Genomic DNA, 23310 nt, shown 5'->3' with positions numbered 1-23310 from the left:
TGTGCAGGATAGCTAGCCTGGTCGCATGACCTCCTCCGCCTCCGCACGCGCGCCCCGCAAGGACGCCGCGACGAACCGCCAGGCCCTCGTCGACGCGGCCGTGGTCGCGCTCGACCGCGACCCGGACGCCTCCCTCGAGACCATCGCCGCCGCCGCCGGCCTCAGCCGCCGCGCCGTCTACGGGCACTTCGCCACGCGCGACGACCTGGTGCGCGAGGTGCTGCAGCGCGGCGCCCGGCGCGTGGTCGAGGCGCTGGCCGGGTTCACGCACGACGACAGCCGGATCCACGTCGCCCTCATCGGCGCCCGGCTCTGGGCCGAGGTCGAGCAGGTGCGCGTGATGGCGCGGGTGGCGGTACGCGGACCGCTGGCGCGCGAGGTCGGCGCCGAGCTCGCGCCGCTGCGCGCCGAGCTCCTGCGCGTCGTCGCGCGCGGCATCGCGGCCGGCGAGCTGCGCGGCGACATCCCGGCGCAGACGCTCGCGCGCCTCATCGAGGGCGGCGCGCTCGCGGTGCTCGACGAGGCGACCCGCAGCGACATCGGCCGCGCGGAGGGACACTCGCTCGTGATCCTCACCTCGCTCGCCCTCTGCGGCCTCGACTGGCGCGCATCGGGCGAGCTCATCGCCGCCACCCCGGAGCTCCGCGAGTGCACGCCCCACGTCGCCGCATCCGCCGCGGCCGCCCGCACGGAGGCCGCGTCGTGATCGTCACGCTGACCGACGCGCGCGTCGGCGACGGTCCCGCGCCCGCCCTGCCCGCGATCTCGCTCTCGTACGGCGGCCCGGATCCCGTGATCGCGATCGCCGAGACCGAGCTGCGCCCCACCGTCCTCTCCCTCGTCGCGTCCGGCCGCATGCGGATCGACGGCGGATCCATCGCCCTCGACGGCGACGACTCGGCCGGCGTCGCCCTGCGCATCGCCGAGCGGGTCGCGCTCGTCGACACCCCGCGGATCAACGAGCCCGCCGACGACGTCACGCTCCGCGCGGTGGTCGCCGAGGAGCTCGCGCTCGCCGGGCACCGATCCGGCCGGCACGAGGTCGGCGTGATCCTCGACGATCAGGGCCTCGCCGACCTCGCCCGCGCGCCCTTCTCTGCAGTCCCCGCGGTCGCCCGCATCCGCCTCCTCACCACCCTCGCCGCCTCGCGCGACGGCGTCGAGGCCGTCGTCGTCACCTCGCCCGAGCGGCACGGCGGTGCGGTGGCCGAGTGGATGCGCGTCCTCCGCGACCTCGCCCGCACAGGCACCGGCGTCCTCGTCGTGACGAGCGAGGCCGCAGCCGAGGCGATCGCGGCGCTGCCCGCGGACGCCGGATCCGGCGCCGCTCCCGAACCCACTCCCTCGAACGACGGAACGCAGACCCGATGAGACTGATCCCCCTGGTGCGCGCCGAGCTGACGCGCCTCACCGCCACCACCATGTCCAAGATCGCGCTCGTCGCGCTCGTGCTGGTGCCCGTCCTCTACGGCGGGCTGTACCTCTGGGCGAACCAGGACCCGTACAGCAGCCTCGACAAGGTCCCCGCCGCGCTCGTCGTGGCCGACCAGGGCGCCACCGTCGACGGGAAGCCGGTCGACTACGGCACCGACGTCGCGAAGGACGTGCTCGACGACGCCTCATTCGACTGGCACGAGGTCTCCTCCGCCGAGGCCCGAACGGGCCTCGAGGACGGCACATACGACTTCACGCTCACGATCCCGGCCGGCTTCTCGGCGGCGCTCGCGTCGTCCTCGGGCACGGATCCGCAGCAGGCCCGCGTGGTCATGGCCACCGACGACGCCAACAGCTACCTCGCCACCACCATCGCGCAGCAGGCGGGCGCGCGGATCACGAAGTCGGTCGCCTCGCGCGTCGGCACCGAGGCCGCGGGCAAGCTCCTGCTCGGCCTCGCGGACGTGCGCTCCAGCCTCGGCGACGCGGCCTCCGGCGCGCAGCAGCTCGTCGACGGCACCGCCTCCGCCCGCTCCGGCGCCGACGCGCTGGCCGACGGGAGCGGGAAGCTCGCGACCGGCGCCGACACGCTCTCCTCCGGCCTCGGCCAGCTCCGCACGGGGACCGCGCAGCTGCCCGCGCAGACGCAGGAGCTCGCGACGGGTGCCGACCAGGTCGCGTCGGGTGCGGCCACGCTCTCCTCCGGCGCGGACGACCTCTCGACCGGCGCCGCCGCGCTCACGCCAGGGGCGCAGCAGACCGCGGCGGGTGCGCGGAAGGTGGCCGACGGCAACACGCAGCTCGCCGCGCTCGGATCCGCCGCCACCACGGGCGTCGACCAGCTCGCCGGGCGCGTGCCGGCGATCCGCGCGGCCATCCAGCAGCGGATGGTGGACGCCGGGATCCCGCAGGCCGACATCGACGCCGCCCTCGCGAAGCTCGACGTGCTCGGCACCGACATCACGGGCGCCGCCACGAAGACCGACGGGCTCGACGCGCAGCTGCAGCAGCTCGCGACCGGCAGCGAGCAGGTCGCCCAGGGCAGCGCCCAGGTCGCCGACGGCGCCGGGAAGCTCCAGACGGGATCCGCCGCCCTCGCCCAGGGCGCCGGCACGCTCGCGTCCGGCAGCTCGCAGGTCGCGACGGGCGCGGACGCGCTCGCGAAGGCCTCCCCGCCCCTCGCCGACGGCATCGCGCAGGCCGCCGACGGCAGCGCGACCCTCGCCACGGGCGCGCACTCCGCTGCCGACAGCGCCACCCAGCTCGCGACCGGGCTCGGCACGCTGCAGGACGGCACGACGAAGCTGCGCGACGGCCTCGACTCGGGCCTCGACCAGATCCCCGCCTCCACGGACGCGCAGCGGGCCGCCCAGGCCGACACGATCGGCGACCCGGTGGCGCTCCGCCAGGACGCCGTGACGCAGGCCGGCGAGTACGGCGCCGGGCTCGCGCCGTTCTTCATCAGCCTCGCGGCGTGGATCGGGATCTACGCCCTCTTCCTCATCGTGAAGCCGCTGTCGCGCCGGGCGATCACGGCCCGCAGGGCGCCGCTCAGGATCACGCTGGCCGGCTGGCTCACGCCCGCGCTCCTCGGCGTCGTGCAGATGGCGGGCCTCTACGCGATCGTGGCCGGCGCGCTCGGCTTCCACATCGCCCACCCGCTCGCCATGTACGGGACGATGGTGCTCGCGTCGATCACGTTCGCGGCCATCATCCTGGCGCTCAACGTGCTGCTCGGCAGCGTCGGCCAGTTCCTCGGGCTCGTGCTCATGGTCGTGCAGCTCGTCACCGCCGGCGGCACGTTCCCCTGGCAGACCCTGCCCGGCCCGCTCGCCGCGCTGCACCACGTGCTGCCGATGAGCTTCGCGGTGGATGCGCTGCGGCAGCTCATGTACGGCGGCGACCTCGGCCAGGCGGCGCAGGACGCCGGCGTGCTCGCGCTGTGGCTGGTCGCGGGGCTCGCGGTGGCGCTGGCCGGGGCGATCCGCATCACGTCGCACCGCACGCTGCGGGACCTGCGGCCGTCGCTCATCGGCTGACCCGGGCGCGCCGGCTGCCCTCAGCGGTCGGCGCGCGGGGGTCGATCGTCGCGACGGGCGCGCCCGCCCAGCCGGATCCCGAGCGCGAGCGCCAGGCCCGCCAGACCCGCGACGAGCACCACCGCGCCCACGACCGCGGTGGTCGTGAGGAAGTGCACGCCGGATCCGCGGAACGGGTTCCCGGGGCCGACGGCCCCGAACGAGGTGACGACGACGGGCTCCGCAAGCGCCACGGCGAGCGCGACCGCCCCGCCCGCGGTCGCGAGCACCGCCACGGCGAGCAGCACGCGCATCCCGGCGCGGCTCATCGGAGCGCCTCGAGCGGGTTCGCCGCCAGCTTCGCGATCACGCCGCCGTCGACGAGGCGCCGGGCGGCCGTGTGGGGCTTCCGCTCCGCCTGGTCGACGACGCAGGCGCCGAACTCGGCGGCGAGGTCGCCGCGCGGATGCACGGCGAGCACCTCCCGCAGGTACTCCTCCGGTAGCGCGTCGGCGCGGGCGCCGGAGATGTCGAGTCCGGTCGCGACCTCCAGGAGGTGCCCCTCGACGTCGAGCTCCGGATCCACCGACGGCCAGTTGTGCCGCACGATCGCGTCGAGCACGCGCTGCCGTCTCGCGGCGGGCCAGCCGGCCCCGGCCGTGAGCGCGACACCGACGTGCCCGCCCGCGTGCTCGTACGAGACGGCGTGGGCGTCGAACTCCGTGACCGTGCCGATGTCGTGCAGCACGGCCGAGACGTAGAGGATCTCGTGGTCCACGTCCGCCAGGCCCTCGACCACCGCGAACGCCTCGGCCCAGAGCCACGAGCGGAGCGCGTGCGCCGTGATCGCGGCGGACTGGTAGGCGGTGGCGAGCTCGAGGGCCCCGCGGGCTGCGGCCGTGTCGGGCACGGGGAAGTCGGCGATGCGCATGGACCACTGTGACACGGGGCGGATCCCGGTCACGCGTCGTCGCGGCGGCGGCCGATCCGGATCCCCCACCAGAGCGCGAGGGCGACGACGCCGACGGCGAGCACGGCGGCGGACACGAGCGCCGCCGACGAGACCAGGTGCACGCCCGTCGGGACGAACGACTCGCCGGACAGCGGCGCGTACGCGAACCAGCCGGAGGCGGCGGGCTGCAGCAGGCCGACGCCGAGGGTCACGGCTCCGGCCACCACGGCGAGCGTCGCGACGACGAGCAGGAGACGCAGGGAACGGGTCACGGATCCACCGTAGGGGTGGGCGATACGGTTCTCGCATGATCCGGCTGAAGGACGTCACCTACCTCGTCCGCGACCACGACGAGGCGCTCGCGTTCTTCGTCGACGCGCTGGGCTTCGTCGTGCGGCAGGACGAGACGAGCGCGGCCGGATGGCGCCGCGTGGTGGTGGGACCCGCGGGCCCGGGCGCCGGCTTCGTCCTCGCGCTCAGCGACGACGCCGACCGCGTGGGCAACCAGGCCGGCGACGACGTCGCGTTCTTCCTCGAGACCGACGACTTCGCCGCCCAGCACGCGCGGATGCTCGCGCACGGCGTCGTCTTCCGAGAGGAGCCGCGTCACGAGCCGTACGGCACCGTCGCGGTCTTCGACGACCCGTACGGCGCGCCGTGGGACCTGATCCAGCCGCCGGCCTCGTGACCGCGCGTACGCCCGCCCGGTCGGGGGATCCCGAGCGCCGCGTCCGCCGGCTGCGCGTCGTCGCCGTCGTCGCCCTCGCGGTGGCAGCGTGCGCGGTGCCGATCGCGTTCCTCCCGGCGTGGGGATCCGCGGGCGGGCGCCTCCTGCCGCTCGCGCTGATCCCGCTCGGCGGCATCGTGGCGGTCGCGCTCGCGACGCGGCTGCTCGTCGGATCCGCCCGGCGCGACGACCGTTCGGCCCGGCCGGACGTCGCGCTGCTCCTCGCGGGCGCGTTCGCGGCGCTGGGCGCGGTGCCCGCGCTGCTCGGGGCGGTTCTGGTCGTCTCCGGGCCCTGACCGGCCGCGGCCTCGGCCCGCGACGCCCCAGCCCCCGCCGCCGGCCGTCCACCGCGGTGCCGCGTCGCGTTCACCCGTCGCGCCTACGGTCGTCCCCCGTGACCCAGGACCCGACGACGCCTCCCTCCTCCTCCGCGCTCTCCCGACGCGGCTTCCTCATCACGAGCGGCGCGGCAGGCGCGCTCGGCGTGGCCGGCCTCGGCGGGGCGCTGCCCGCGGTGGCCGCGACCGCATCCGACGACGCGGTCGGCGCCAGCGCCGTGAAGGCGCCCGCCGCGCAGCAGGGATCCGGCGCCCGCTGGAAGCCCGACACCACGTCGCCCCGCTTCACGATCGCCGTGCTGCCGGACACGCAGTACCTCTTCGACGGGGCGTCGATCCATCCCGAGCCGCTCGAGGCGTCGCTGCGCTACGTGCTCGCCGAGCGCGACCGCCACAACATCGTCTTCCTCGCGCACCTCGGCGACGTGACCCAGAACGGCGCGGAGAAGGAGATCCAGGCGGCCAGCGCGCAGTTCACGCTCCTCGACAAGGCCGGCGCCGCGTGGAGCGTGCTCGCCGGCAACCACGACGTCGACGGATCCACCGACGACCAGCGCGGCCGCACGCCCTACCTCGACGCGTTCGGGCCGAAGCGCTTCACGAAGTCGCCGAGCTACCGCGGATCCAGCCCCGACGGCTACAACTCGTTCCACACCTTCACGGCGGGCGGCCGCGACTGGCTCGTCCTCGCGCTCGACTGGCGCACCAGCGCCCGCGGCGTCGAGTGGGCGCGCGGCGTGCTGGCGGCGCACCCGACGCTGCCGGTGATCCTCACGGCGCACGACATCGTCGACTCGACGCCCGACGGATCCGCCGTGCTCGACGACTACGGCCAGGGCCTCTGGGACTCCTTCATCAGCCAGCACGACCAGATCTTCCTCACCCTCAACGGGCACTACTGGAAGCCCGGCCGCACCACGAAGGAGAACCGCGCGGGCCACGACGTGGACCTGCACCTCGTGAACTACCAGGACCGCTACTACGGCGGCGCCGCGATGATCCGGCTCTACCACGTGGACCTCGAGCGGAACGCGATCGACGTCGAGACCCTCTCGCCGTTCATCCTCGGCGGCGGCCTCGGGACGGGCAACGAGCTCGCGGACGAGGAGGCGGCCCTGTCCGGCGACGTCGATCGGTTCACGGTCAGCGTCGACTTCGAGCAGCGCTTCGCGGGCTTCGCTCCCGTCCCGGTGCGGACCGCCCGGCCCGCCGCGCAGATGCTCGTGCCCGGCACGGTCGCGTACTGGCGGTTCGACGGGCAGGCGGACGGATCCGCGCTCGGCACGACCACGCGCATCCGGGACGCGTCCGGCCGCGGCAACGACCTGGTGGTGGCGAACCGCGCGGGTGCGGCACCCGGATCCCTCCGCTTCGCCTCCGCGCACCACGACGACCAGCCGGGCTTCGGCAGCCTCACGCTCACGGGCGGCAGGAAGAGCGGCGACCACCTGCGCACAGTCGACGGCGCCCCGCTCGACGCCGCGACCTTCCGCCAGGGCTACACGCTCGAGGCGTTCGTCCGCATCCCGGCCGACTTCGACGGCGACGCCGACGGCTTCAGCGCGATCCTCTCCCGCGCCGCCTCGGCCGAGGACGCCGGCAAGACGCCTGGCGACGCGGGCGACCCCGACGAGCCGGCCGCGACCCTCAGCGTCTCGGGCAGCCGCGAGATCCAGTGGTGCGTCTACCCGACGACGCAGCAGGGATCCCTCACCAACTGGTCGCACGAGCTGCCGGCGGCGCGGTGGTGGCACGTGGCGGTCGTCAACGACAGCCAGCACACGACGATGTACGTCGACGGCTGCCCGGTGGTGCGGAACCCGTCGACGACGAACCGCGGGCTGGCGGCGGCGTCGCCCGCGACCTCGTGGCTCCTCGGCGCGAACCTCTACGGCGGCAAGCTCGACCACGTGCTCCCGGCGTCGATCGGCGACGTGCGGATCGTGGAGCGGGCGCTCAAGCCGTCGGAGTTCATGATCGCGTGACGCACGCCGAGGCCGTCCGGCGTCAGAGCTCCGGGTGGTCGTCCTCGAGCAGGTGGAAGCGGCGGTCGCGGTAGACGAGCGGCGGGGCGGGCTCGCCGAGGATCACGTCGAGGACCTCGGCGACGACCAGCACGGATCCGCCGACCGGCACGGTCTGCAGCGTGCGGCAGCGCAGTGCGGCGCGCGCGTCGGCGAGCAGCGGCTCCCCGGTCGGCAGCTCCTGGAAGCCCTGCTCCTCGGTGAACCGCAGGGACCCGGAGACAGCGAACGCGCGGGCGAGCGCGGCGTGCTGCCCCGCGAGCAGGTGCACGACGTAGCTGTCGGCGGAGAGGATCGCGCCGGCGGATCCCGTGGCGCGCGTCACCGAGAACGACAGGGCGGGCGGATCCACCGAGAGCGACGCCACGCTCGACGCCGTGAGGCCCGACGGCCCGTCCGTGGTGCGCGCGGAGATGAGCGCGACACCGGCCGGGTGACCTCGGAAAGCTGCCTTGAAGAGGTCGGGGTCGACGCTCACGCCTGCTCGCCCTGGCGCGGGACGGCGGCCACCACCGGGTGGTCGTACGCGACGGTGCCGACCTTGACGGCGCCGCCGGGCGATCCCATCTCCGCGAAGAACTCGACGTTGGCGGTGTAGTAGTCGGACCACTTCTCGGGCAGGTCGTCCTCGTAGTAGATCGCCTCGACCGGGCAGACCGGCTCGCACGCACCGCAGTCCACGCACTCGTCCGGGTGGATGTAGAGGCTCCGCTCGCCCTCGTAGATGCAGTCGACCGGGCACTCGTCGATGCAGGCGCGGTCCTTGACGTCGACGCACGGCAGGGCGATCACGTAGGTCACAGAGCGTCTCCACGGGTGGGGGCCGTCGTGACGGCGGGGCGGGTCATGCGCATGGTGTCCACGTTAGAACCTCACGTACCCTTGAGGTCAATCGGGAGGAGACGTCGTGGCGGATGCGCAGGCAGGGCCACGGCACGCGCCCGGCGAGCTGCTCACGGTCGGCGAGATGACCCGCCGCACGGGCGTCGCCGCATCCGCCCTCCGCTTCTACGAGGACCTCGGGCTCATCGCCGCCGAGCGCACCGCGGGCAACCAGCGCCGGTACGCGCGGCACATGCTCCGGCGCGTGTCGTTGATCACGGTGGCCAAGCGCCTCGGGATCCCGCTCGCCGACGTGCAGTCGACCTTCGACGACGTGCCGCTCGACCGCCCGCCGAGCCACGCCGACTGGCAGCGCGCATCCCGCCGCTGGAAGCGCCTGCTCGAGGAGCGGCGCCGCAGCATCGAGCGCCTGGAGCGCGAGCTCACGGGCTGCATCGGCTGCGGCTGCCTCTCGATGAGGGCGTGCGGGCTGCTCAACCCCGACGACGCGCTGGGCGACCGCGGCGCGGGGCCGGTGCGGGTGCAAGTGGACTGAGCCGCAGGATGCGGCGGGTGCAGCGGATCGTCCGGCCATCAGCCGCGGTCGAACCGCATGCCGCAGGCGCGCGCGTCTGCATCCGCCGCGACCTCGCCCGTGCGCGCGAAGTCGGCCCACACGCGGCGCACCGCGCGGCCGCGCGCGGCGACCTCGGACCACGCCTCCGGCGGCACCAACCGCATGCGGGTCCACGCCTCACGCGTGCCGAGGATCAGCGGGACGTCGGACGTGTGGCCTGCGCCGATCGGGCTCGACGCGGGCGCCGCGCACAGGACGTAGCGCACGGCCCGGCCGCCCGCCGCGCGATGCCGCGCGGCGAACGCGCGCACGGGACGCGTGTAGACACGGCGCGTGAGGGGCCGGACGACCGCGCGCATCATCATGCGGCGGAGCGCCCTGCCGACGACCGGCACATCCAGCAGCGACGCGATCACCGGCAGCGCGGGCAGGTACATCGCGATCTCGTCGCGCGTCGTGCCGATGAGCAGGTCGACCTCCGGGGCGACGACCCGCCAGGCGGCGTCGCGGTCGGCCTCGGCGGGCAGGGGGGCGTGGCCGTAGCGCGGGCCCCAGGGCAGGCCGGCGCGGATCCCCGACGCCCACGACGCGCGCTCGGCCCGCGCCTGCCGCCGCATCACCTCGGCCAGCGGCGCATCGTCCGGGAGCGACCGCGTCACGCGCGCCATCGCCCGGAACATGCGCTCACGCCCGCCCGTGATCCCCGCCGGCGGGCTCTGCACGATCGCCCGCCGGAAGAGCCCGCGCGCGCCGTCGCTGATCATGAGGTGCAGGATCGCGTCGCCGCCGGCCGACTGGCCCATCGCGGTGACGGATCCCGGGTCGCCGCCGAACGCGGCGATCGAGTCGCGGATCCAGCGCAGCGCCTCGAGCTGGTCGAGGAGGCCGAGGTTCGCGGGCGGGGCGCCGTCCGTGCGGCGACCGGATCCGCCGCCGCCGAACCCGAGGTACCCGAGCCGCGCGGTCACGGCCACGACGATCACGCGCTGCTCCACGACGAGCGCCCGCGGGTCGTGGATCGCGAGGTCGCCCGCGCCCGTCGTGTAGCCGCCGCCGTGGAACCACGCGATCACGGGCAGCGTCTCGCCGGGCACCCGGTCGGCGGGCAGCGTGATCGAGAGCCGCTGGCAGTCCTCCGAGCGCGCGACGCCGTCGAGGGCGCCCTGCATGAGCGTGTCGAGGATCCGCGACGACGGCTGCGGGCACGCGGGAGCGGGATGCACGGCCGCCAGCACCGCGGGCGACCCGCTGGATCCCGTCGAGGGCGTCGCGGGCATCGGCGGCGCGCCCCGGCCTGCCGTCGCGTAGGGGATCCCCAGGTACCGGATCACGTCGCCGTCGCGCAGCCCGGCGACCTCCCCGGATCGCGTGCGCGTCGGGGCCGTGAGGTCGGGTTCGGGCATCCGCCCACGCTATCCGCCGGCGGCGCACGAGCCTCCGCCGTTTCGGTGATCCGCCCCCGCAGGCGTACCGTCGAGGGGTACCGCATCCGAAGAGGGCGCGGCCGGATCGACCCGATCCCTCCCCTCCCCCACCGGACAGCACAAGGAGAACCCATGCGCACCGTCAACGCCTACGCGGCCACGTCCGCCAGCGATCCCATCACCAAGACCACCATCGAGCGCCGCGACGTCGGCCCGAAGGACGTCTCCATCGACATCGCCTACTCGGGCGTCTGCCACTCCGACATCCACACCGTCCGCGGCGAGTGGGGCCCCATCGCCTACCCGCAGGTCGTCGGCCACGAGATCGTCGGCCGCGTCACCGAGGTCGGCTCCGAGGTCTCGAAGCACAAGGTCGGCGACCTCGTCGGCGTCGGCTGCATGGTCAACTCCTGCAAGGAGTGCGAGCAGTGCAAGGCCGGCCAGGAGCAGTACTGCCTGAAGGGCAACATCCAGACCTACGGCGGCACCGACCCGGCCGACGGCACCATCACGCAGGGCGGCTACTCCGAGGCCGTCGTCGTCGACGAGGACTTCGTGCTCCGCGTCCCCGAGTCCCTCGACATCGAGAAGGTCGCGCCGCTGCTCTGCGCCGGCATCACCACCTACTCGCCGCTGCGCCACTGGAACGCGGGCCCCGGCACGCGCGTCGCGGTGGTCGGCATGGGCGGCCTCGGCCACATGGCCGTGAAGATCGCGCACGCCATGGGCGCCGAGGTCACCGTGCTCTCGCAGACGCTCTCCAAGAAGGAGGACGGCCTGCGTCTCGGCGCCGACCGCTACTTCGCGACGAGCGACGACTCCACGTTCGAGGAGCTCGCCAGCTCGTTCGACCTGATCATCAACACGGTCTCCGCGAAGCTCGACATGAGCAAGTACATCGGCCTGCTCGCGATCGACGGCACCCTCGTGAACGTCGGCGCCCCGTCGGAGCCGCTCGAGATCCCCGCGTTCGCGCTCATCCCCGCGCGCCGCAGCTGGGCCGGATCCATGATCGGCGGCATCGCCGAGACGCAGGAGATGCTCGACTTCTGCGCCGAGCACGGCATCGTGCCCGAGACCGAGCTCATCTCGGCCGAGCAGATCAACGAGGCCTACGAGCGCGTCCTCAAGTCGGACGTGCGCTACCGCTTCGTCATCGACGCGAAGACGTTCGCGTAAGCAGCGGATCACGTCGAAGGGCCCCGCGGATCATCGGATCCGCGGGGCCCTTCCGCGTCCGGGGCCGAACCGCGGCTTCACCACGAAGGTGTCCACCGGAGGGAGCCGGTCGAGGTGCACGAGGTCGTCGACGGTGGGGATCACCGGATGTCCCGCGGCGAAGAGGTCGAGCAGGTGCTGCTCGCCGACCTGGTCGGCCTTGCCGCGGAGGTAGGTGAAGACCGGGACGCCGCTCTCCCGTGCCGCAGTCCGGAACGCCTCGTATCCGGCCATGTCGTGGATCACCGGCCCGCTGTTGCGGACCACGACCACGTCGAACCGGTCCATGAGGGCCACGGACGCCGGCGGGTGGCAGATGGCGACGTCGAAGTCCGCGCCGAGGCGGGCGGACAGGTCGATGTCCTCGTCGCAGCAGCGGCGGCCCTTCGCCTGGTAGCCCAGGTCGCTGACGTAGAGGAGGCGGGGGCGGGTCGCGGCGGCGGGCATCCCGGCACCGCAGCGGTCGCGGGCCCGGTCCCGGTCCCGGTCCCGGTCGCGGTCCCGGTCTCGGTCCCGCCACGCGCCCACGGCCCTCGGGTCCGTCCCCCGTGCGACGGACCCGACCGCGTGCGAGGCGTCGGTAGCGTCGAACCCATGGACATCCCCTCGATGATCATGGGCGCCGCGATCGCGTCCATCGCCTGGATCGCCTTCTGGCCGTCGGCGGAGCTGAAGCGGCTCCGGGCGATGGAGGGCGCAGCGACGGCCGACGAGGATCCGGGGACGCCCGCATGACGCGCGACGACGGAGGCGGGGGCCGGACAATCGTCAACCCGGGGCCGTGGGACAACCCGCCGCGGAAGTGGGTCGCGGGTGACGAGGACGGGGCCGTCAATCTGGGCCTCCTCGTGGGATCGCTGGGCGCCCGCGAGTCCCTGATCCGGCTGCATCGCGGCGAGCCGCTCGACGACCACGACCTCGCGCTGTTCGGCGTCCTGGACTTCCAGGCCTTCCTCATGACCTACGAGCCCGTCGTCGCGCTGCTCCCCGCGCCGAGGCGCCCCCAGCTGCACCCGGCGGTGCTCGAGCTCCTGCCGGAGCTGGCCGAGGGTCCCCCGTCGCCCGGAGCGCCCCGCGATACCGTCGGGCCATGCGCCTGATCCTCATCCGCCACGGCCAGACCAGCTCCAACGTGGCGGGCGTCCTCGACACCCGCATCCCCGGCCCCGGGCTCACGGACCTCGGGCGAGCGCAGGCGGCGCGGCTGCCGGAGACCCTGCGCGGCGAGGCGATCGGCGCGCTCTACGTGTCCACCATGCGGCGCACCCACGAGACGGCCGCGCCGCTCGCGCACGCACTCGACCTCACGCCCGTCGAGCGCGCCGGGCTCCGGGAGATCGGCGCCGGCGGGCTGGAGATGCGCGGCGATCGGGATGCGGTCGAGGAGTACCTGGACACGATGATCCGGTGGGTCGCCGGCGAGGACGAGCTGCGCCTGGCGGCCGGGGAGACGGGGCGCGGGTTCGCAGAGCGCTTCGACGCCGTCGTCGCGGAGGCGGAGGACTCGGGCCATGACACGGTCGCGTTCGTCAGCCACGGCGCGGCCATCCGCTGCTGGGCGGGGATCCGGGCCCGCGGCCTCGACGCCGCCTTCGTCGCCGACCACGCACTGGAGAACACGGGCGTCGTGGTGCTCGAGGGATCCGGCCTCGACTGGACCCTCGAGTCCTGGGAGGGCGAGCCCGCGAGCGGCGTGGGCGACGACGCCCCGTCCGGCCCGACGGGCGAGCCGACGGCCTAGGCGGGCTCGGGCGCCGCCGCCGGCCGCCGCCCGATCGACGACTGGAACCGCACCAGGTATCCGTCGGGATCCTGCACGAGGAACTGGCGCACGCCCGTCTCCTCGTCGCCGATCCGGTACCAGGTGGTCTCCGGCTCGAGGAAGAGGGCGACGCCCGCCGCGGCGAGCGCCTCCGCCACGACATCGGCGTCCGCGACGGCGATCTGGAAGTTGATCCCGCGCCCGAACGGCCGCTCCAGCGGGCCCGTGACCCAGTTCCGGATGATGCCGGCCTGCTCGAGCATGAGGTGGGCCCCGCTGCGCGCGATGTAGGCGAAGCCCTCGTCCGGGCGGTCGTACCGAACCTGGAAGCCGCAGAGATCGCACCAGAACGCGAGGCTCGTGGCGAGGTCGGTGACCAGCAGCTCGGGGACCAGGTCGGGCTCGGCGTCGGAATCCATGCGGCCATGCTCGCAGACGGGTCGCGGGCCGGAGCGGCGCCGACCGGCGTCACCCTGCGTCGCGGAAGCGGGCGGGGACGAAGCCCGGGAAGTCCCCGCCGATGCCGCCCGGCTCCGAGAAGCCCTCCACGAACGCGGTCGCCTCCGCGATCAGCTGCTCCGGCGTGCGCGGCGCTCCGCCGACCGTGAACCCGTACGTGCCATCCGACGGCCCGTTCAGCCAAGCGAGGTCGTACGTCGCGGTCGCGCCCCGCGGCTCGCGCTCCGAGATCCGCCACCGCTCTCCCAGCACCGTGACCTCGAACGCCTCCATCCCCCGAGCCTACGGATGCGTCCGGCACCCGGCACCCGCCCCGCGCACGCCCGATACCGTGGACGGATGATCTCCACGCTCCCGCCCACCGCCGAGCTGCACCTGCACGTCGAGGGGACCCTCGAGCCGGAGCTGGTGTTCGAGCTCGCCGAGCGCAACGGCGTCGAGCTGCCGTACGACGGCATCGAGGACCTCCGCTCGCGCTACGCCTTCACCGACCTGCAGTCGTTCCTCGACCTCTACTACGCGTGCACCGCCGTCCTCCGCACCCGCCGCGACTTCCACGACCTCGCCGCCGCGTACCTCGAGCGGGCGGCGGCCGACGGGATCCGGCACGTCGAGATGTCGTTCGACCCGCAGGCGCACACGACCCGCGGCGTCCCCGTCGACGACGTGGTCGACGGCCTGCTCGACGCCCTCCGCGACGCGCGCGTGCGCCACGGCATCTCGGGCGGCCTGATCCTCAGCTTCCTCCGCGACCGTCCGGTGGACGAGGCGATGGCGACCCTCGAGTCCGTCGCCGGCCGCGCCCACGAGCTGCTCGCCGTCGGGCTCGACTCGGCCGAGGTCGGCTACCCGCCGTCGCTGTTCGTCGAGGTCTTCGCGCGCGCCCGCGAGCTCGGACTGCACGCGGTCGCGCACGCGGGCGAGGAGGGGCCGCCCGCCTACATCCACGAGGCGCTCGACCTGCTGCACGTGGAGCGGGTGGATCACGGGGTGCGCTGCCTCGAGGATCCCGCCCTCGTCGACCGGCTCGTCGCCGACCGTATCCCGCTGACCGTCTGCCCGCTCTCGAACGTGCGCCTCGGCGTCAACGAGTCGCTCGACGAGCACGCGCTCCCCGAGCTCCTCTCCCGCGGCGTGCTCGCGACCGTGAACAGCGACGACCCCGCGTACTTCGGCGGCTACCTGGGCGAGAACCTCCGGCAGCTCCGCCAGGCGCACGGGTTCGACGACGATGCGCTGGCGCTCCTCGCGCGCAACTCGTTCGAGGCGTCGTTCATGCCGGACGACCGCCGGGCCGAGCTGCTCGCCGCGGTCGACGCGTGGCGCGCCTCGGCGCTGTGAGGCGGAGCGCCGTGCCGCCATCCGACGCCCGGGGTCCGTCGCGACAGGACGCCCGGCGCCGCGTCCACGATCGGATCAGAGCATGACACCGCACGAGGATCCCGACGACAGCCGCTCCCTGTCGTTCACGATCGGGCACGAGGAGCTCGTCATACGTCGCAAGTACGAGGTCGCGAGCATCGTCAACGACATCATGGTGGCCGCGTGGTTCGTGGTCGGCAGCGTCCTCTTCTTCTCCGAGTCGACCACCACGGCGGGGACGTGGCTGTTCCTGATCGGCAGCGTCCAGCTGATGATCCGTCCGCTCATCCGGCTGCGCCGCCGCGTGCACCTGACCCGGCTGGGATCCCCTGCGCCCGGTGACACGGGACGCGACTTCTGAGGCTCCCCGCCCGACTCGCGCTCAGTCGACGACCGGCACGCCCACCCGCCCCGGCACCTTCCCCGGCGCCTTCGCGCTGGCGAACGGGCTGCGCCTGAGCGGCATGCTCTCCGCGAAGGCGGGCGAGTGGATGGACGCCGCCGACGCGCGGGCTGCCGAGTCCTTCGCGGATCCGCGCTCCGTCGACCCCGAGTGCTACGACCTCGTGCGGAACCCCGGCGCCCGCACCGGGTTCCTCGCCGACGCCGTAGACCACCTGTCCTTCACGGGCGACCACCTCACGCTGCTCGACCGGCACGACGCCCCTGGCACGAGCTGCGCACCCGGACGCCTGGCCGCATCGTCTACGAGGACGACGTGCAGGTCATCGCGGTGCCGCACACGGTCGACGACGGGCCCCTCCGCTAGCGCGCCGCCCGCTGCGGGTGCGCGGCCACGTCCCGACGGCGGACGGAGCCCGCTGACCCGCGCGAGCCTGGGGGCATCGCCACCCCGCGCCGCACGCACGGGGCTACCCTCGCGTGATGCCCGACCTCGTGCGCTTCCAGAGCGCCGCCCCCAACCGCCACGGCACCTTCCCCGGCGTCTTCGCCCTGGCGAACGGGCTGCGGGACGAGGGCCGCCTGTCCGAGGAGGAGATGGCCTGGATCGCGGCCTCCAACGCGCACATGAACGCGGCGTACGCGGATCCGTCCACGGTGATCCCCGACTGCTACGACCGCACGCTCAACCCGCGGGCGCGCTCCTGGTTCCGCGTCGGATCCGCCGACCTGCTCCGCGTCACGCGCGAGTACCTCGACCTCCTCGACCGGCACGACGTCCCCTGGCACGAGCTGCGCACCCAGACGCCCGGCCGCATCACCTACGAGGACGACGTGCAGGTGGTCGCGGTGCCGCACACGCACGAGGAGTGGCCGTTCGGCTAGCGAGCCGCCGCCAGCGCCCGGGCCAGGATCCCCTGGATCACCTCGGTCTTCGCATCCGCGTACGCGTCCATCGACTCCCACCGCCGGGTCATGAGCTCCCGCTTCGTGCGCTCGTAGAGCTCGCGGTCGACCGGATCCGCGCGCAGCCGGTCGCGGAACAGCAGGTACGCCTCCACGGCGGGATCACCGTGCTCGTAGACGTGCACGTGGACGTCCCGCGCGGGCGTCCTCACGAGGCGATGCCCCGGCTCGCGGACGCGCAGGTCGTAACCCGCGGCGACGAGCCGCTCGACATGGTCCTCCTCGGCCGTGATGTCCGCCACGACGACCACGATGTCGACGATGGGCTTCGCCGCGAGGCCCGGGACGGACGTGGAGCCGATGTGCTCGACGGCGAGCGCGTCGTCGCCCAGCGCCGCGGTGATCCGCTCCCGGTGCTCGCGGTAGGCATCCGACCAGGCGGGGTCGTGCGCCTGCAATCCGACCGTGAGCGGCGTGCGCCCGCCCACGATCTCCACGGCGGTCACATCGGGTCGGCGGCGGTCGCGGTCGTCCATCACCGGGACATCCTGCCAGGGGGAGGCGCCGCCCGTCAGCCGAACGACACGTGCTGCATCACCCACGCGTGCATCACGACCGCGGCCGCCGCCGACGCGTTGATGGAGCGGGTGGATCCGAACTGCGAGATGGCGACGGTCATGTCCGCCGCCGCGACCGCCTCGTCGCTGAGGCCCGGGCCCTCCTGCCCGAATACGAGCACGCAGCGCTCCGGGAGGCGCGTCGTCTCGAGCAGCACGGATCCGTCGACGTTGTCGATCGCGATGATCGGCAGGCCCTCGCCGCGCGCCCACTCCACGAGGTCGGCGATGGTCGCGTGGTGCACGACGTGCTGGTACCGGTCGGTGACCATCGCGCCGCGCTTGTTCCAGCGTCGCCGGCCGACGATGTGCACCGTGTCGGCCGCGAACGCGTTGGCGCTCCGCACGATCGACCCGATGTTCATGTCGTGCTGCCAGTTCTCGATCGCCACGTGGAACGGGTGACGGTGCTGGTCGAGGTCGGCGACGATCGCGTCCATGCGCCAGTAGCGATATCGGTCGATGACGTTGCGGGTGTCCCCGCGCTCCAGCAGCTCGGGATCCAGGTGCGGCTCGTCGGGCCACGCCTCGGGGCCGCCGGGCCAGGGTCCGACGCCGTGCGTGCTGTGCTCGACGGTCGGTGCCGCCTCGACGCCCTCCGGTCCCGTGGGCATCAGATGTAGATCCCGGGATCCACGAAGAAGGCGGGATCCACGTGCGCGTCCGGTGCGTGCCCGGCCCGCTTCCCGGTCTCGACCGCGGGGATGCCGGTGAGCACGGATCCCGCGGGCGCGTCCTTCACGACCACGGCATTGGCGCCGATGACACTGCCCGCGCCGACCGTGATGGGCCCGAGCAGCTTCGCGCCCGCGCCGATGGTGACGCCGTCGCCCACCGTCGGGTGCCGCTTGCCGTGCACGAGGCTCTTCCCGCCGAGCGTGACGCCGTGGTACATCAGCACGTCGTCGCCCACCTCGGCCGTCGCGCCGATGACGACGCCCATCCCGTGGTCGATGAACAGCCGCCGGCCGATGCGCGCGCCCGGGTGGATCTCCACCCCGGTCAGCGTCCGCCCCGCCTGCGCGAGCAGCCGAGCCGCCAAGCGCAGACGCCCCCGCCACAGCGCGTGCGACACCCGGTGCAGCCACACGGCGTGCAGGCCCGGGTAGCCGAGCACCATCTCCAGGTACCCGCGCGCGGCCGGATCATGCGCGCGGGCGGTGCGGAGGTCCTCGATGACCCGGGCGACGATCCCCACGCCTAGTCGCGCAGGTCGTCGAACAGCACGGTCGAGAGGTACCGCTCGCCGTAGTCGCACACGATCGCCACGATGGTCTTGCCCTTGCTCTCCGGCCGCTTCGCGATCTCGAGCGCGGCCCACACGATGGATCCCGACGAGATGCCGCAGAGGATCCCCTCGTCGGTCGCGAGCGCGCGCGAGACGCGGATCGAGTCCTCCAGGGAGACGTCGACGACCTCGTCGTAGACCTCCCGGTCGAGGATCTCGGGCACGAAGTTCGCGCCGATGCCCTGGATCTTGTGCGGGCCGGGCTTGCCGCCGTTGAGGATGGGCGAGTCGAGCGGCTCGACCGCGACGATCCGCACGTCGGGCTTGCGCTCCTTGAGCACCTGGCCGACGCCCGTGATGGTGCCGCCCGTGCCGACGCCCGCGATGAACACGTCGACGCCGCCGTCGGTGTCCGCCCAGACCTCCTCGGCCGTGGTCTCGCGGTGCTTCTGCGGGTTGGCGGCGTTCGCGAACTGCTGCGCCCAGATGGCGTTCGGCGTCTCCGCGACGATCTGCTGCGCGCGCTCGACGGCGCCGCGCATGCCCTCGGGCCCGGGCGTGAGGACGATCTGCGCGCCGTACGCCCGCAGCACCAGCCGGCGCTCGATGCTCATCGACTCGGGCATCGTGAGGATGACCGTGTAGCCGCGCGCCGCGCCGACCATGGCGAGCGCGATGCCGGTGTTGCCGCTCGTGCCCTCGACGATGGTGCCGCCGGGCTTCAGCTGGCCCGACGCCTCGGCCGCGTCGATGATGGCGACGCCGATGCGGTCCTTCACGCTGGACGCGGGGTTGTGCGACTCGAGCTTCACGAGGACGGTCGCGTCGAGCCCCTCGGTGAGCCGGTTGAGCCGGACGAGCGGCGTGCCGCCGACCAGCTGGGTGATGTCGTCGTAGACGCGACCTGCCATGGGTTCCACCTTCGTCGTGATCCGGTTCGGTGCGGGGCCGAGCCGCGCGCACCTGCTCGTCGTCGAGCCTATGGGAGGCCAACCGCGTGTGACGCGGGGGAATTCCGGCAGGCTGGACCCATGAGCGCGCGCATCGAGGTGGAGGGGGCCGGCGGCCCCGAGGTCATGACCATGACGGACGGGCCGGTGCCGGATCCCGGGCCCGGCGAGGTGCGGATCCGCGTGCACGCCGCGGGCGTCAACTTCATCGACACGTACCGGCGCAGCGGCGTCTACCCGATGGCGCACCCGTACGTCCCGGGATCGGAGGCGGCGGGCGTCATCGAGGCGCTCGGCGACGGCGTCGCCGGCGTGCACGTGGGCGACCGCGTCGCGACCGCCGAGGCATCAGGCACATACGCGCAGCACGCGCTCGTCCGCGCCGAGACGCTGCTGCCTGTACCCGACGGCGTCGACATGGAGGTCGCCGCCGCGCTCCCGCTCCAGGGCCTCACCGCGCACTACCTCGCGACGAGCTCGTACCCGGCCGGCCCCGGGGACCGCGCGCTCGTGCACGCGGGCGCCGGCGGCGTCGGGCTGCTCCTCACGCAGCTGCTCGTGGATCGCGGCGTCGAGGTGATCACCACGGTCTCGACCGAGGAGAAGGCCGCCCTCTCGCGCGGGGCCGGCGCGACGCACGTGCTCGGCTACGACGACGTGCCGGTGCGCGTCCGCGAGCTGACGGGCGGCCGCGGCGTCGACGTCGTCTACGACGGGGTGGGCCGCGACACGTTCGACGGCTCGCTCGCCTCCCTGCGCATCCGCGGCACGCTCGTGCTCTTCGGCGGCGCGAGCGGGCAGGTGCCGCCGTTCGACCTGCAGCGCCTCAACTCGGGCGGGTCCCTCTCGGTCACGCGCCCCACGCTCGCCCACTTCCTGCTCGACGCGGAGGAGCGGCGGTGGCGCGCGGGCGAGCTGTTCGCGGGCGTGCTCGACGGATCCCTCGACGTGCGCGTCGGCGCGACCTACCCGCTCGCCGACGCGGCCCGCGCGCACGAGGACCTCGAGGCTCGGCGCACGACGGGGTCGGTCGTGCTCATCCCCTGAGCGCGGATCCGGTCAGATCACTTGCCATGAGGGAAAGCGACATGTAGCTTTCCCTCATGGAAAACGATCGAGCAGCTGACGCGGCCGCCGCCCTCGACGGCCTCCGCACCGACCGGGAGACGCTCGCGGCCCGCATCCCCGAGCCGCGATGGCACCTCGCGGGCTTCGGCGCCATCGCCCTCGCCTGGGTCGCCCAGGCCGCGACCCTCTCCCCCGGCGCCGACTACGAACCGCCGACCACGTCGTGGGTCGCGGTCGCGGCGGCGGTGGTCCTCCTGGTCCTCATCCGCAGGCGCACGGGCATCCGATTCCGGCGGGTCGGGGCAAGGGCCGTGCTGCTCGTCAGCGCCGCCGTCGTCGCCTGCCTCGTGCTCTTCTCGATCTCGCTCGGCCTCGTGGCCCTGGGGATCGGCTGGGGCGTGGCGATCACCGCGCTGGCCGCGGCGGGCCTCGTCACCTGGCTCGCGACGCTCGCCTTCCGCGCGGCGGTGCGGGAGATCGCCCGCCGTGGCTGAGGCCGCCTTCGACGAGCTGATCCACGCACCCGTCCGTCTCCGCATCTGCGGGATCCTCCGCCGCGTCGACCAGATCGACTTCACGGTGCTCCGCGACACCCTCGGCGTCGCGGACGCGAGCCTCTCCAAGCACCTGAAGGCGCTCACGGACAGCGGCTACGTGGCATCGCGCAAGGCCTCGTCGGCTGGGCGCAGCGACCGACGACAGCTCACCTGGCTGTCGCTCACCGCATCGGGGCACCGGGCGTTCGACGGTCACGTGGCCGCGCTGACGGAGATCGCCGGGGCCGACGCCGGCGCGTGACCGAGCGGCTCGGCCCTCTCGCACCCGCACCGCCTACCCTCGAGCCATGCCCGCACCCGGTTCCGCGCTGACGCGCCTCGGCTTCCTCACCACCGGCCCGTTGGATCCGGCCGACCCCGCGACCGGCATCGAGGACGCGCTCCGGCTCGTCGAGCTCGGCGACGCGCTCGGGCTCGACACCGCGTGGCTCCGGCCCGACCACCTCAGGAACGCCGTCTCCTCCCCCGTCGCCATGCTCGCCGCCGCGTCGCAGCGCGCGCGGCGCATCGAGCTCGGCACGGCGTCGATCCCCGTCCGCGCGGAGAACCCGCTGCGGCTCGCCGAGGATCTCGCGACCGTCGACCTCCTCTCCGGCGGACGCCTCCGCCCCGGCCTCTCGGTCGGCAGCCCGAAGCGCGTCGCGGCCGTCGACCGGGCGGTGCATCCGCTCACCGCCGAGCTCGAGGAGCCGGGCCGCGCACGGCTGCTGCGCTTCCGCGAGCTGCTGCGCGGCGGCCGGGTGCCGGGAGCGGAGGAGCATGACGCGGATCCAGACGACGACGAGGCCCTCACCCCCACCGTGCAGCCGGCGTCGCCCGGGCTCGCCGACCGCCTCGGCTACGGCGCGGCGACGCTCCGCACGGCGGCCTGGGCGGGTGAGCACGGATTCCGCCTGCTCGCGTCGGACGTGACCGAGCGCGGATCCCGCGGCGGCGGCTTCGCGGCCGACCAGCGCGGCCTCATCGACGCCTACCGCGCCGCGCATCCGGACCCGGCCGCCGCGCACGTCACGCTGGCGCTCGTCGTCGTGCCCACCGACGGCGCCACGGCCGAGCAGCGCGCCAGGTACGCGGCCGACGCCGCGACGCGCGCCGAGCGGGCCGCCCGGGCCGACCAGTCGGAGGATCCGCGGGCCGCGTCGAGCATGGTCCGCGCGCCGGACCTCGTGGGCCCCTCCGACGAGATCGCCGCCGCGCTCCTCGCGGATCGCGCCGTGCAGGCCGCCGACGAGCTCGCGATCGCGCTCCCGGCCGGGCTGCCCGCGGGCGACCTCGCGCGGATCCTCACCGACGTCGCGGAGCGCCTCGGCCCGGCGCTCGGCTGGTCGCCCGCGACCGCCTGATCCCCCGCCGCAGCCGACGACCCGACGACCGCCGGCTGCGGACTCCGCTCGCCACCCGCATCGCCGGCCGCCTACCCTCGATCCATGCCCGAATCCGGTACCCCGCTCTCCCGCCTCGGCTTCCTCACCATCGGCACCTTCGACCCGGCGGATCCCAGGGCCGGCCACGAGACCACGCTCCGCGTCATCGAGCGCGGCGAGCAGCTGGGCTTCGACAGTGCGTGGCTGCGGCACCGCCACCTCCAGCACGGGATCTCCTCCCCCGTCGCCGTCATGGCCGCCGCCTCGCAGCGCACCAGCCGCATCCAGCTCGGCACGGCAGTCACGCCCATCGGCGCGGAGAACCCGTTCCGCCTCGCCGAGGACCTCGCGACGGTGGACCTCCTCACGGGCGGCCGCGTGCAGCCCGGCTTCTCGGTGGGCACGCCCATGCGCTTCGAGACGTACCGCGACGCGATCTACCCCGCGACCGCCGACCTCGAGGACCTCGGCTACGACCGCCTCCTCCGCTTCCGCGACCTGGTGCGCGGCGACACGGTCAGCGACGCCGTCGCGCGCGAGGGCCAGGAGGAGTACGCATCCACCGTGCAGCCGCACGCCGCCGGGCTCGCCGAGCGGATCTGGTACGGAGCCGCGAGCACGCGGTCCGCGGTGTGGGCGGGCGAGAACGGCTTCCACCTGCTCACCTCCAGCGTGATCCAGGGCGAGCTGGGGAACGACTTCGGCGCGAACCAGCGGGCCCAGATCGACGCCTACCGCGCCGCCCATCCGGCGGGCGCCGCGGCGCGCGTCTCGCAGGGCCTCGTCGTGATCCCCACCGACCGCGCGACGCCCGAGCAGGTCGCCCGCTACGAGGCGTACGCCGCCTCCCGGGCCCACCGCGTCGGCGTGCCGATGGGGCCGCGGAGGATGCTCTTCGCGGCGGACCTCGTGGGCACGTCCGAGGAGATCGCCGCGACCCTGCACGCCGACCCCGCGTTCCAGGCGGTCGACGAGGTCGCGTTCGCGCTGCCCTTCACCTTCGGGGAGGCCGACCTCGAGCAGATCCTCACCGACATCGCCGAGCGCCTCGGCCCGGCGCTCGGCTGGTCGCCCGCCGCCTGACCCGGCGCACGCACGACG

General features: G+C 74.2%; 32 protein-coding genes. 19 read left to right on the top strand and 13 right to left on the bottom strand.

Features of this window, described 5'->3' with window-relative positions:
• The first annotated feature begins 25 nt into the window (after positions 1 to 25).
• From FGD68_RS05455 to FGD68_RS05445, 3 genes are read left to right on the top strand one after another with little or no spacing between them, the layout of a single operon-like run.
• Positions 26 to 706 carry a TetR/AcrR family transcriptional regulator gene (locus FGD68_RS05455; protein WP_237609871.1) on the top strand — a complete coding sequence of 227 codons (681 nt, stop codon included), beginning with the start codon at positions 26 to 28 and terminating at the stop codon, positions 704 to 706.
• Entirely contained in the window at positions 703 to 1371 is a 669-nt protein-coding gene (locus tag FGD68_RS05450; RefSeq protein WP_119373764.1) for a hypothetical protein, read from the top strand. The genes FGD68_RS05455 and FGD68_RS05450 overlap by 4 nt, the downstream gene beginning before the upstream one ends.
• Positions 1368 to 3473 (top strand): YhgE/Pip family protein, encoded by a 2106-nt coding sequence (locus FGD68_RS05445; RefSeq protein ID WP_237609870.1) that lies wholly within the window; start codon positions 1368 to 1370, stop codon positions 3471 to 3473. The genes FGD68_RS05450 and FGD68_RS05445 overlap by 4 nt, the downstream gene beginning before the upstream one ends.
• A gap of 20 nt (positions 3474 to 3493) precedes the next feature.
• Here FGD68_RS05445 and FGD68_RS05440 read toward each other — a convergent pair whose 3' ends face one another.
• Genes FGD68_RS05440 through FGD68_RS05430 form a run of 3 tightly spaced genes read right to left on the bottom strand, consistent with a single transcriptional unit; the run spans position 3494 to position 4676 of the window.
• Positions 3494 to 3781 (bottom strand): hypothetical protein, encoded by a 288-nt coding sequence (locus tag FGD68_RS05440; protein ID WP_104235550.1) that lies wholly within the window; start codon positions 3779 to 3781, stop codon positions 3494 to 3496.
• On the bottom strand, positions 3778 to 4398 hold the full coding sequence (locus FGD68_RS05435) for an HD domain-containing protein (RefSeq protein WP_220452731.1): 621 nt from the start codon (positions 4396 to 4398) through the stop codon (positions 3778 to 3780). The genes FGD68_RS05440 and FGD68_RS05435 overlap by 4 nt, the downstream gene beginning before the upstream one ends.
• Positions 4399 to 4412: 14 nt before the next feature.
• The gene (locus FGD68_RS05430) at positions 4413 to 4676 is read right to left on the bottom strand and encodes a hypothetical protein (protein WP_119373767.1); all 264 of its coding nucleotides are present in this window, start codon (positions 4674 to 4676) and stop codon (positions 4413 to 4415) included.
• Positions 4677 to 4711: 35 nt separating this feature from the next.
• Here FGD68_RS05430 and FGD68_RS05425 point away from each other — a divergent pair, with 35 nt between their 5' ends.
• The 3 genes from FGD68_RS05425 (at position 4712) to FGD68_RS05415 (ending at position 7454) form a co-directional block, all read left to right on the top strand.
• Positions 4712 to 5092 carry a VOC family protein gene (locus tag FGD68_RS05425; RefSeq protein ID WP_119373768.1) on the top strand — a complete coding sequence of 127 codons (381 nt, stop codon included), beginning with the start codon at positions 4712 to 4714 and terminating at the stop codon, positions 5090 to 5092.
• On the top strand, positions 5089 to 5427 hold the full coding sequence (locus tag FGD68_RS05420) for a hypothetical protein (RefSeq protein ID WP_119373769.1): 339 nt from the start codon (positions 5089 to 5091) through the stop codon (positions 5425 to 5427). The genes FGD68_RS05425 and FGD68_RS05420 overlap by 4 nt, the downstream gene beginning before the upstream one ends.
• A 98-nt stretch (positions 5428 to 5525) precedes the next feature.
• Entirely contained in the window at positions 5526 to 7454 is a 1929-nt protein-coding gene (locus FGD68_RS05415) for a LamG-like jellyroll fold domain-containing protein (RefSeq protein ID WP_237609869.1), read from the top strand.
• 22 nt (positions 7455 to 7476) lie between these two features.
• On the opposite strand, the gene FGD68_RS05410 is transcribed toward FGD68_RS05415, so the two are convergent.
• Together FGD68_RS05410 and fdxA are read right to left on the bottom strand one after the other, a co-directional pair.
• Entirely contained in the window at positions 7477 to 7971 is a 495-nt protein-coding gene (locus tag FGD68_RS05410; protein WP_119373576.1) for a flavin reductase family protein, read from the bottom strand.
• Positions 7968 to 8294, bottom strand: coding sequence for a ferredoxin (gene fdxA / locus FGD68_RS05405; RefSeq protein ID WP_011931885.1), 327 nt, complete (start codon positions 8292 to 8294; stop codon positions 7968 to 7970). The genes FGD68_RS05410 and fdxA overlap by 4 nt, the downstream gene beginning before the upstream one ends.
• Positions 8295 to 8400: 106 nt before the next feature.
• On the opposite strand from fdxA, the gene soxR reads away from it, so the two are divergent.
• Positions 8401 to 8871, top strand: coding sequence for a redox-sensitive transcriptional activator SoxR (soxR, locus tag FGD68_RS05400; RefSeq protein ID WP_119373575.1), 471 nt, complete (start codon positions 8401 to 8403; stop codon positions 8869 to 8871).
• A gap of 38 nt (positions 8872 to 8909) precedes the next feature.
• On the opposite strand, the gene FGD68_RS05395 is transcribed toward soxR, so the two are convergent.
• On the bottom strand, positions 8910 to 10295 hold the full coding sequence (locus tag FGD68_RS05395; RefSeq protein WP_237609868.1) for a carboxylesterase family protein: 1386 nt from the start codon (positions 10293 to 10295) through the stop codon (positions 8910 to 8912).
• A 153-nt stretch (positions 10296 to 10448) separates the two neighbouring features.
• On the opposite strand from FGD68_RS05395, the gene FGD68_RS05390 reads away from it, so the two are divergent.
• On the top strand, positions 10449 to 11495 hold the full coding sequence (locus tag FGD68_RS05390) for an NAD(P)-dependent alcohol dehydrogenase (protein ID WP_119373548.1): 1047 nt from the start codon (positions 10449 to 10451) through the stop codon (positions 11493 to 11495).
• Between the two features lie 30 nt (positions 11496 to 11525).
• On the opposite strand, the gene FGD68_RS05385 is transcribed toward FGD68_RS05390, so the two are convergent.
• A complete protein-coding gene (locus tag FGD68_RS05385) occupies positions 11526 to 11981 on the bottom strand; it encodes a hypothetical protein (protein WP_182480962.1) in 456 nt (151 codons plus the stop codon).
• Positions 11982 to 12128: 147 nt separating this feature from the next.
• Between FGD68_RS05385 and FGD68_RS05380 the strand changes: the two genes are divergently transcribed.
• The 3 genes from FGD68_RS05380 to FGD68_RS05370 are packed head-to-tail and all read left to right on the top strand — an operon-like array spanning position 12129 to position 13275.
• A complete protein-coding gene (locus tag FGD68_RS05380) occupies positions 12129 to 12269 on the top strand; it encodes a hypothetical protein (protein WP_182480961.1) in 141 nt (46 codons plus the stop codon).
• On the top strand, positions 12266 to 12634 hold the full coding sequence (locus tag FGD68_RS05375) for a hypothetical protein (RefSeq protein WP_119373547.1): 369 nt from the start codon (positions 12266 to 12268) through the stop codon (positions 12632 to 12634). The genes FGD68_RS05380 and FGD68_RS05375 overlap by 4 nt, the downstream gene beginning before the upstream one ends.
• Entirely contained in the window at positions 12625 to 13275 is a 651-nt protein-coding gene (locus FGD68_RS05370; RefSeq protein WP_119373546.1) for a histidine phosphatase family protein, read from the top strand. The genes FGD68_RS05375 and FGD68_RS05370 overlap by 10 nt, the downstream gene beginning before the upstream one ends.
• On the opposite strand, the gene FGD68_RS05365 is transcribed toward FGD68_RS05370, so the two are convergent.
• Together FGD68_RS05365 and FGD68_RS05360 are read right to left on the bottom strand one after the other, a co-directional pair.
• Positions 13272 to 13715 (bottom strand): bleomycin resistance protein, encoded by a 444-nt coding sequence (locus tag FGD68_RS05365; protein WP_119372979.1) that lies wholly within the window; start codon positions 13713 to 13715, stop codon positions 13272 to 13274. The two genes, FGD68_RS05370 and FGD68_RS05365, sit on opposite strands and share 4 nt — an antisense overlap.
• Before the next feature lie 49 nt (positions 13716 to 13764).
• Positions 13765 to 14028 (bottom strand): hypothetical protein, encoded by a 264-nt coding sequence (locus FGD68_RS05360; protein ID WP_119372980.1) that lies wholly within the window; start codon positions 14026 to 14028, stop codon positions 13765 to 13767.
• A 66-nt stretch (positions 14029 to 14094) separates the two neighbouring features.
• Here FGD68_RS05360 and FGD68_RS05355 point away from each other — a divergent pair, with 66 nt between their 5' ends.
• The 3 genes from FGD68_RS05355 to FGD68_RS05345 all read left to right on the top strand — a co-directional run bounded on the left by FGD68_RS05355 (position 14095) and on the right by FGD68_RS05345 (position 16404).
• Positions 14095 to 15096, top strand: a complete 1002-nt coding sequence (locus FGD68_RS05355; RefSeq protein ID WP_119372981.1) for an adenosine deaminase — start codon at positions 14095 to 14097, stop codon at positions 15094 to 15096.
• A gap of 82 nt (positions 15097 to 15178) precedes the next feature.
• Positions 15179 to 15478: a YrhK family protein gene (locus FGD68_RS05350; RefSeq protein WP_119372982.1), complete on the top strand. Its 300-nt coding sequence runs from the start codon at positions 15179 to 15181 to the stop codon at positions 15476 to 15478.
• Positions 15479 to 16002: 524 nt separating this feature from the next.
• Complete coding sequence (locus FGD68_RS05345) at positions 16003 to 16404, top strand: hypothetical protein (RefSeq protein ID WP_119372989.1); 402 nt, start codon at positions 16003 to 16005, stop codon at positions 16402 to 16404.
• On the opposite strand, the gene FGD68_RS05340 is transcribed toward FGD68_RS05345, so the two are convergent.
• From FGD68_RS05340 to cysK, 4 genes are read right to left on the bottom strand one after another with little or no spacing between them, the layout of a single operon-like run.
• Positions 16401 to 16961 carry a GrpB family protein gene (locus FGD68_RS05340; protein ID WP_119372983.1) on the bottom strand — a complete coding sequence of 187 codons (561 nt, stop codon included), beginning with the start codon at positions 16959 to 16961 and terminating at the stop codon, positions 16401 to 16403. The two genes, FGD68_RS05345 and FGD68_RS05340, sit on opposite strands and share 4 nt — an antisense overlap.
• 35 nt (positions 16962 to 16996) lie before the next feature.
• Positions 16997 to 17656, bottom strand: coding sequence for a TrmH family RNA methyltransferase (locus FGD68_RS05335; protein WP_119372984.1), 660 nt, complete (start codon positions 17654 to 17656; stop codon positions 16997 to 16999).
• Positions 17656 to 18240, bottom strand: coding sequence for a serine O-acetyltransferase EpsC (gene epsC, locus FGD68_RS05330; protein WP_119372985.1), 585 nt, complete (start codon positions 18238 to 18240; stop codon positions 17656 to 17658). Before epsC ends, FGD68_RS05335 begins: the two co-directional genes overlap by 1 nt.
• A gap of 2 nt (positions 18241 to 18242) precedes the next feature.
• On the bottom strand, positions 18243 to 19181 hold the full coding sequence (gene cysK, locus FGD68_RS05325; RefSeq protein ID WP_119372986.1) for a cysteine synthase A: 939 nt from the start codon (positions 19179 to 19181) through the stop codon (positions 18243 to 18245).
• Positions 19182 to 19301: 120 nt separating this feature from the next.
• Here cysK and FGD68_RS05320 point away from each other — a divergent pair, with 120 nt between their 5' ends.
• The 5 genes from FGD68_RS05320 (at position 19302) to FGD68_RS05300 (ending at position 23292) form a co-directional block, all read left to right on the top strand.
• On the top strand, positions 19302 to 20267 hold the full coding sequence (locus FGD68_RS05320) for a quinone oxidoreductase family protein (protein ID WP_119372987.1): 966 nt from the start codon (positions 19302 to 19304) through the stop codon (positions 20265 to 20267).
• Between the two features lie 56 nt (positions 20268 to 20323).
• Positions 20324 to 20782: a hypothetical protein gene (locus FGD68_RS05315; RefSeq protein WP_119372988.1), complete on the top strand. Its 459-nt coding sequence runs from the start codon at positions 20324 to 20326 to the stop codon at positions 20780 to 20782.
• Positions 20775 to 21086 carry a transcriptional regulator gene (locus FGD68_RS05310; RefSeq protein ID WP_104235575.1) on the top strand — a complete coding sequence of 104 codons (312 nt, stop codon included), beginning with the start codon at positions 20775 to 20777 and terminating at the stop codon, positions 21084 to 21086. Before FGD68_RS05315 ends, FGD68_RS05310 begins: the two co-directional genes overlap by 8 nt.
• A 46-nt stretch (positions 21087 to 21132) precedes the next feature.
• Positions 21133 to 22188 carry an LLM class flavin-dependent oxidoreductase gene (locus FGD68_RS05305; RefSeq protein WP_237609867.1) on the top strand — a complete coding sequence of 352 codons (1056 nt, stop codon included), beginning with the start codon at positions 21133 to 21135 and terminating at the stop codon, positions 22186 to 22188.
• A gap of 84 nt (positions 22189 to 22272) precedes the next feature.
• Positions 22273 to 23292, top strand: a complete 1020-nt coding sequence (locus FGD68_RS05300) for an LLM class flavin-dependent oxidoreductase (RefSeq protein WP_119373590.1) — start codon at positions 22273 to 22275, stop codon at positions 23290 to 23292.
• Positions 23293 to 23310: the final 18 nt, after the last annotated feature.

It is taken from the genome of Clavibacter californiensis (assembly GCF_021952865.1).
Taxonomy (GTDB): Bacteria; Actinomycetota; Actinomycetes; order Actinomycetales; family Microbacteriaceae; genus Clavibacter; species Clavibacter californiensis.
The sequence above is the reverse complement of the archived record's forward strand: the minus strand, read 5'-3'. Positions and strand labels throughout refer to the sequence as shown.

What these genes read in the sequence shown, in the direction of transcription:
- FGD68_RS05455 (WP_237609871.1), top strand. Translation starts at nt 26, where the DNA reads ATGACCTCCTCCGCCTCCGCACGCGCGCCCCGCAAGGACGCCGCGACG.
- FGD68_RS05445 (WP_237609870.1), top strand. Translation starts at nt 1,368, where the DNA reads ATGAGACTGATCCCCCTGGTGCGCGCCGAGCTGACGCGCCTCACCGCC.
- FGD68_RS05440 (WP_104235550.1), bottom strand. Translation starts at nt 3,781, where the DNA reads ATGAGCCGCGCCGGGATGCGCGTGCTGCTCGCCGTGGCGGTGCTCGCG.
- FGD68_RS05425 (WP_119373768.1), top strand. Translation starts at nt 4,712, where the DNA reads ATGATCCGGCTGAAGGACGTCACCTACCTCGTCCGCGACCACGACGAG.
- FGD68_RS05395 (WP_237609868.1), bottom strand. Translation starts at nt 10,295, where the DNA reads ATGCCCGAACCCGACCTCACGGCCCCGACGCGCACGCGATCCGGGGAG.
- FGD68_RS05390 (WP_119373548.1), top strand. Translation starts at nt 10,449, where the DNA reads ATGCGCACCGTCAACGCCTACGCGGCCACGTCCGCCAGCGATCCCATC.
- FGD68_RS05385 (WP_182480962.1), bottom strand. Translation starts at nt 11,981, where the DNA reads ATGCCCGCCGCCGCGACCCGCCCCCGCCTCCTCTACGTCAGCGACCTG.
- FGD68_RS05380 (WP_182480961.1), top strand. Translation starts at nt 12,129, where the DNA reads ATGGACATCCCCTCGATGATCATGGGCGCCGCGATCGCGTCCATCGCC.
- FGD68_RS05375 (WP_119373547.1), top strand. Translation starts at nt 12,266, where the DNA reads ATGACGCGCGACGACGGAGGCGGGGGCCGGACAATCGTCAACCCGGGG.
- FGD68_RS05370 (WP_119373546.1), top strand. Translation starts at nt 12,625, where the DNA reads ATGCGCCTGATCCTCATCCGCCACGGCCAGACCAGCTCCAACGTGGCG.
- FGD68_RS05365 (WP_119372979.1), bottom strand. Translation starts at nt 13,715, where the DNA reads ATGGATTCCGACGCCGAGCCCGACCTGGTCCCCGAGCTGCTGGTCACC.
- FGD68_RS05360 (WP_119372980.1), bottom strand. Translation starts at nt 14,028, where the DNA reads ATGGAGGCGTTCGAGGTCACGGTGCTGGGAGAGCGGTGGCGGATCTCG.
- FGD68_RS05355 (WP_119372981.1), top strand. Translation starts at nt 14,095, where the DNA reads ATGATCTCCACGCTCCCGCCCACCGCCGAGCTGCACCTGCACGTCGAG.
- FGD68_RS05350 (WP_119372982.1), top strand. Translation starts at nt 15,179, where the DNA reads ATGACACCGCACGAGGATCCCGACGACAGCCGCTCCCTGTCGTTCACG.
- FGD68_RS05345 (WP_119372989.1), top strand. Translation starts at nt 16,003, where the DNA reads ATGCCCGACCTCGTGCGCTTCCAGAGCGCCGCCCCCAACCGCCACGGC.
- FGD68_RS05340 (WP_119372983.1), bottom strand. Translation starts at nt 16,961, where the DNA reads ATGGACGACCGCGACCGCCGCCGACCCGATGTGACCGCCGTGGAGATC.
- FGD68_RS05335 (WP_119372984.1), bottom strand. Translation starts at nt 17,656, where the DNA reads ATGCCCACGGGACCGGAGGGCGTCGAGGCGGCACCGACCGTCGAGCAC.
- cysK (WP_119372986.1), bottom strand. Translation starts at nt 19,181, where the DNA reads ATGGCAGGTCGCGTCTACGACGACATCACCCAGCTGGTCGGCGGCACG.
- FGD68_RS05320 (WP_119372987.1), top strand. Translation starts at nt 19,302, where the DNA reads ATGAGCGCGCGCATCGAGGTGGAGGGGGCCGGCGGCCCCGAGGTCATG.
- FGD68_RS05315 (WP_119372988.1), top strand. Translation starts at nt 20,324, where the DNA reads ATGGAAAACGATCGAGCAGCTGACGCGGCCGCCGCCCTCGACGGCCTC.
- FGD68_RS05305 (WP_237609867.1), top strand. Translation starts at nt 21,133, where the DNA reads ATGCCCGCACCCGGTTCCGCGCTGACGCGCCTCGGCTTCCTCACCACC.
- FGD68_RS05300 (WP_119373590.1), top strand. Translation starts at nt 22,273, where the DNA reads ATGCCCGAATCCGGTACCCCGCTCTCCCGCCTCGGCTTCCTCACCATC.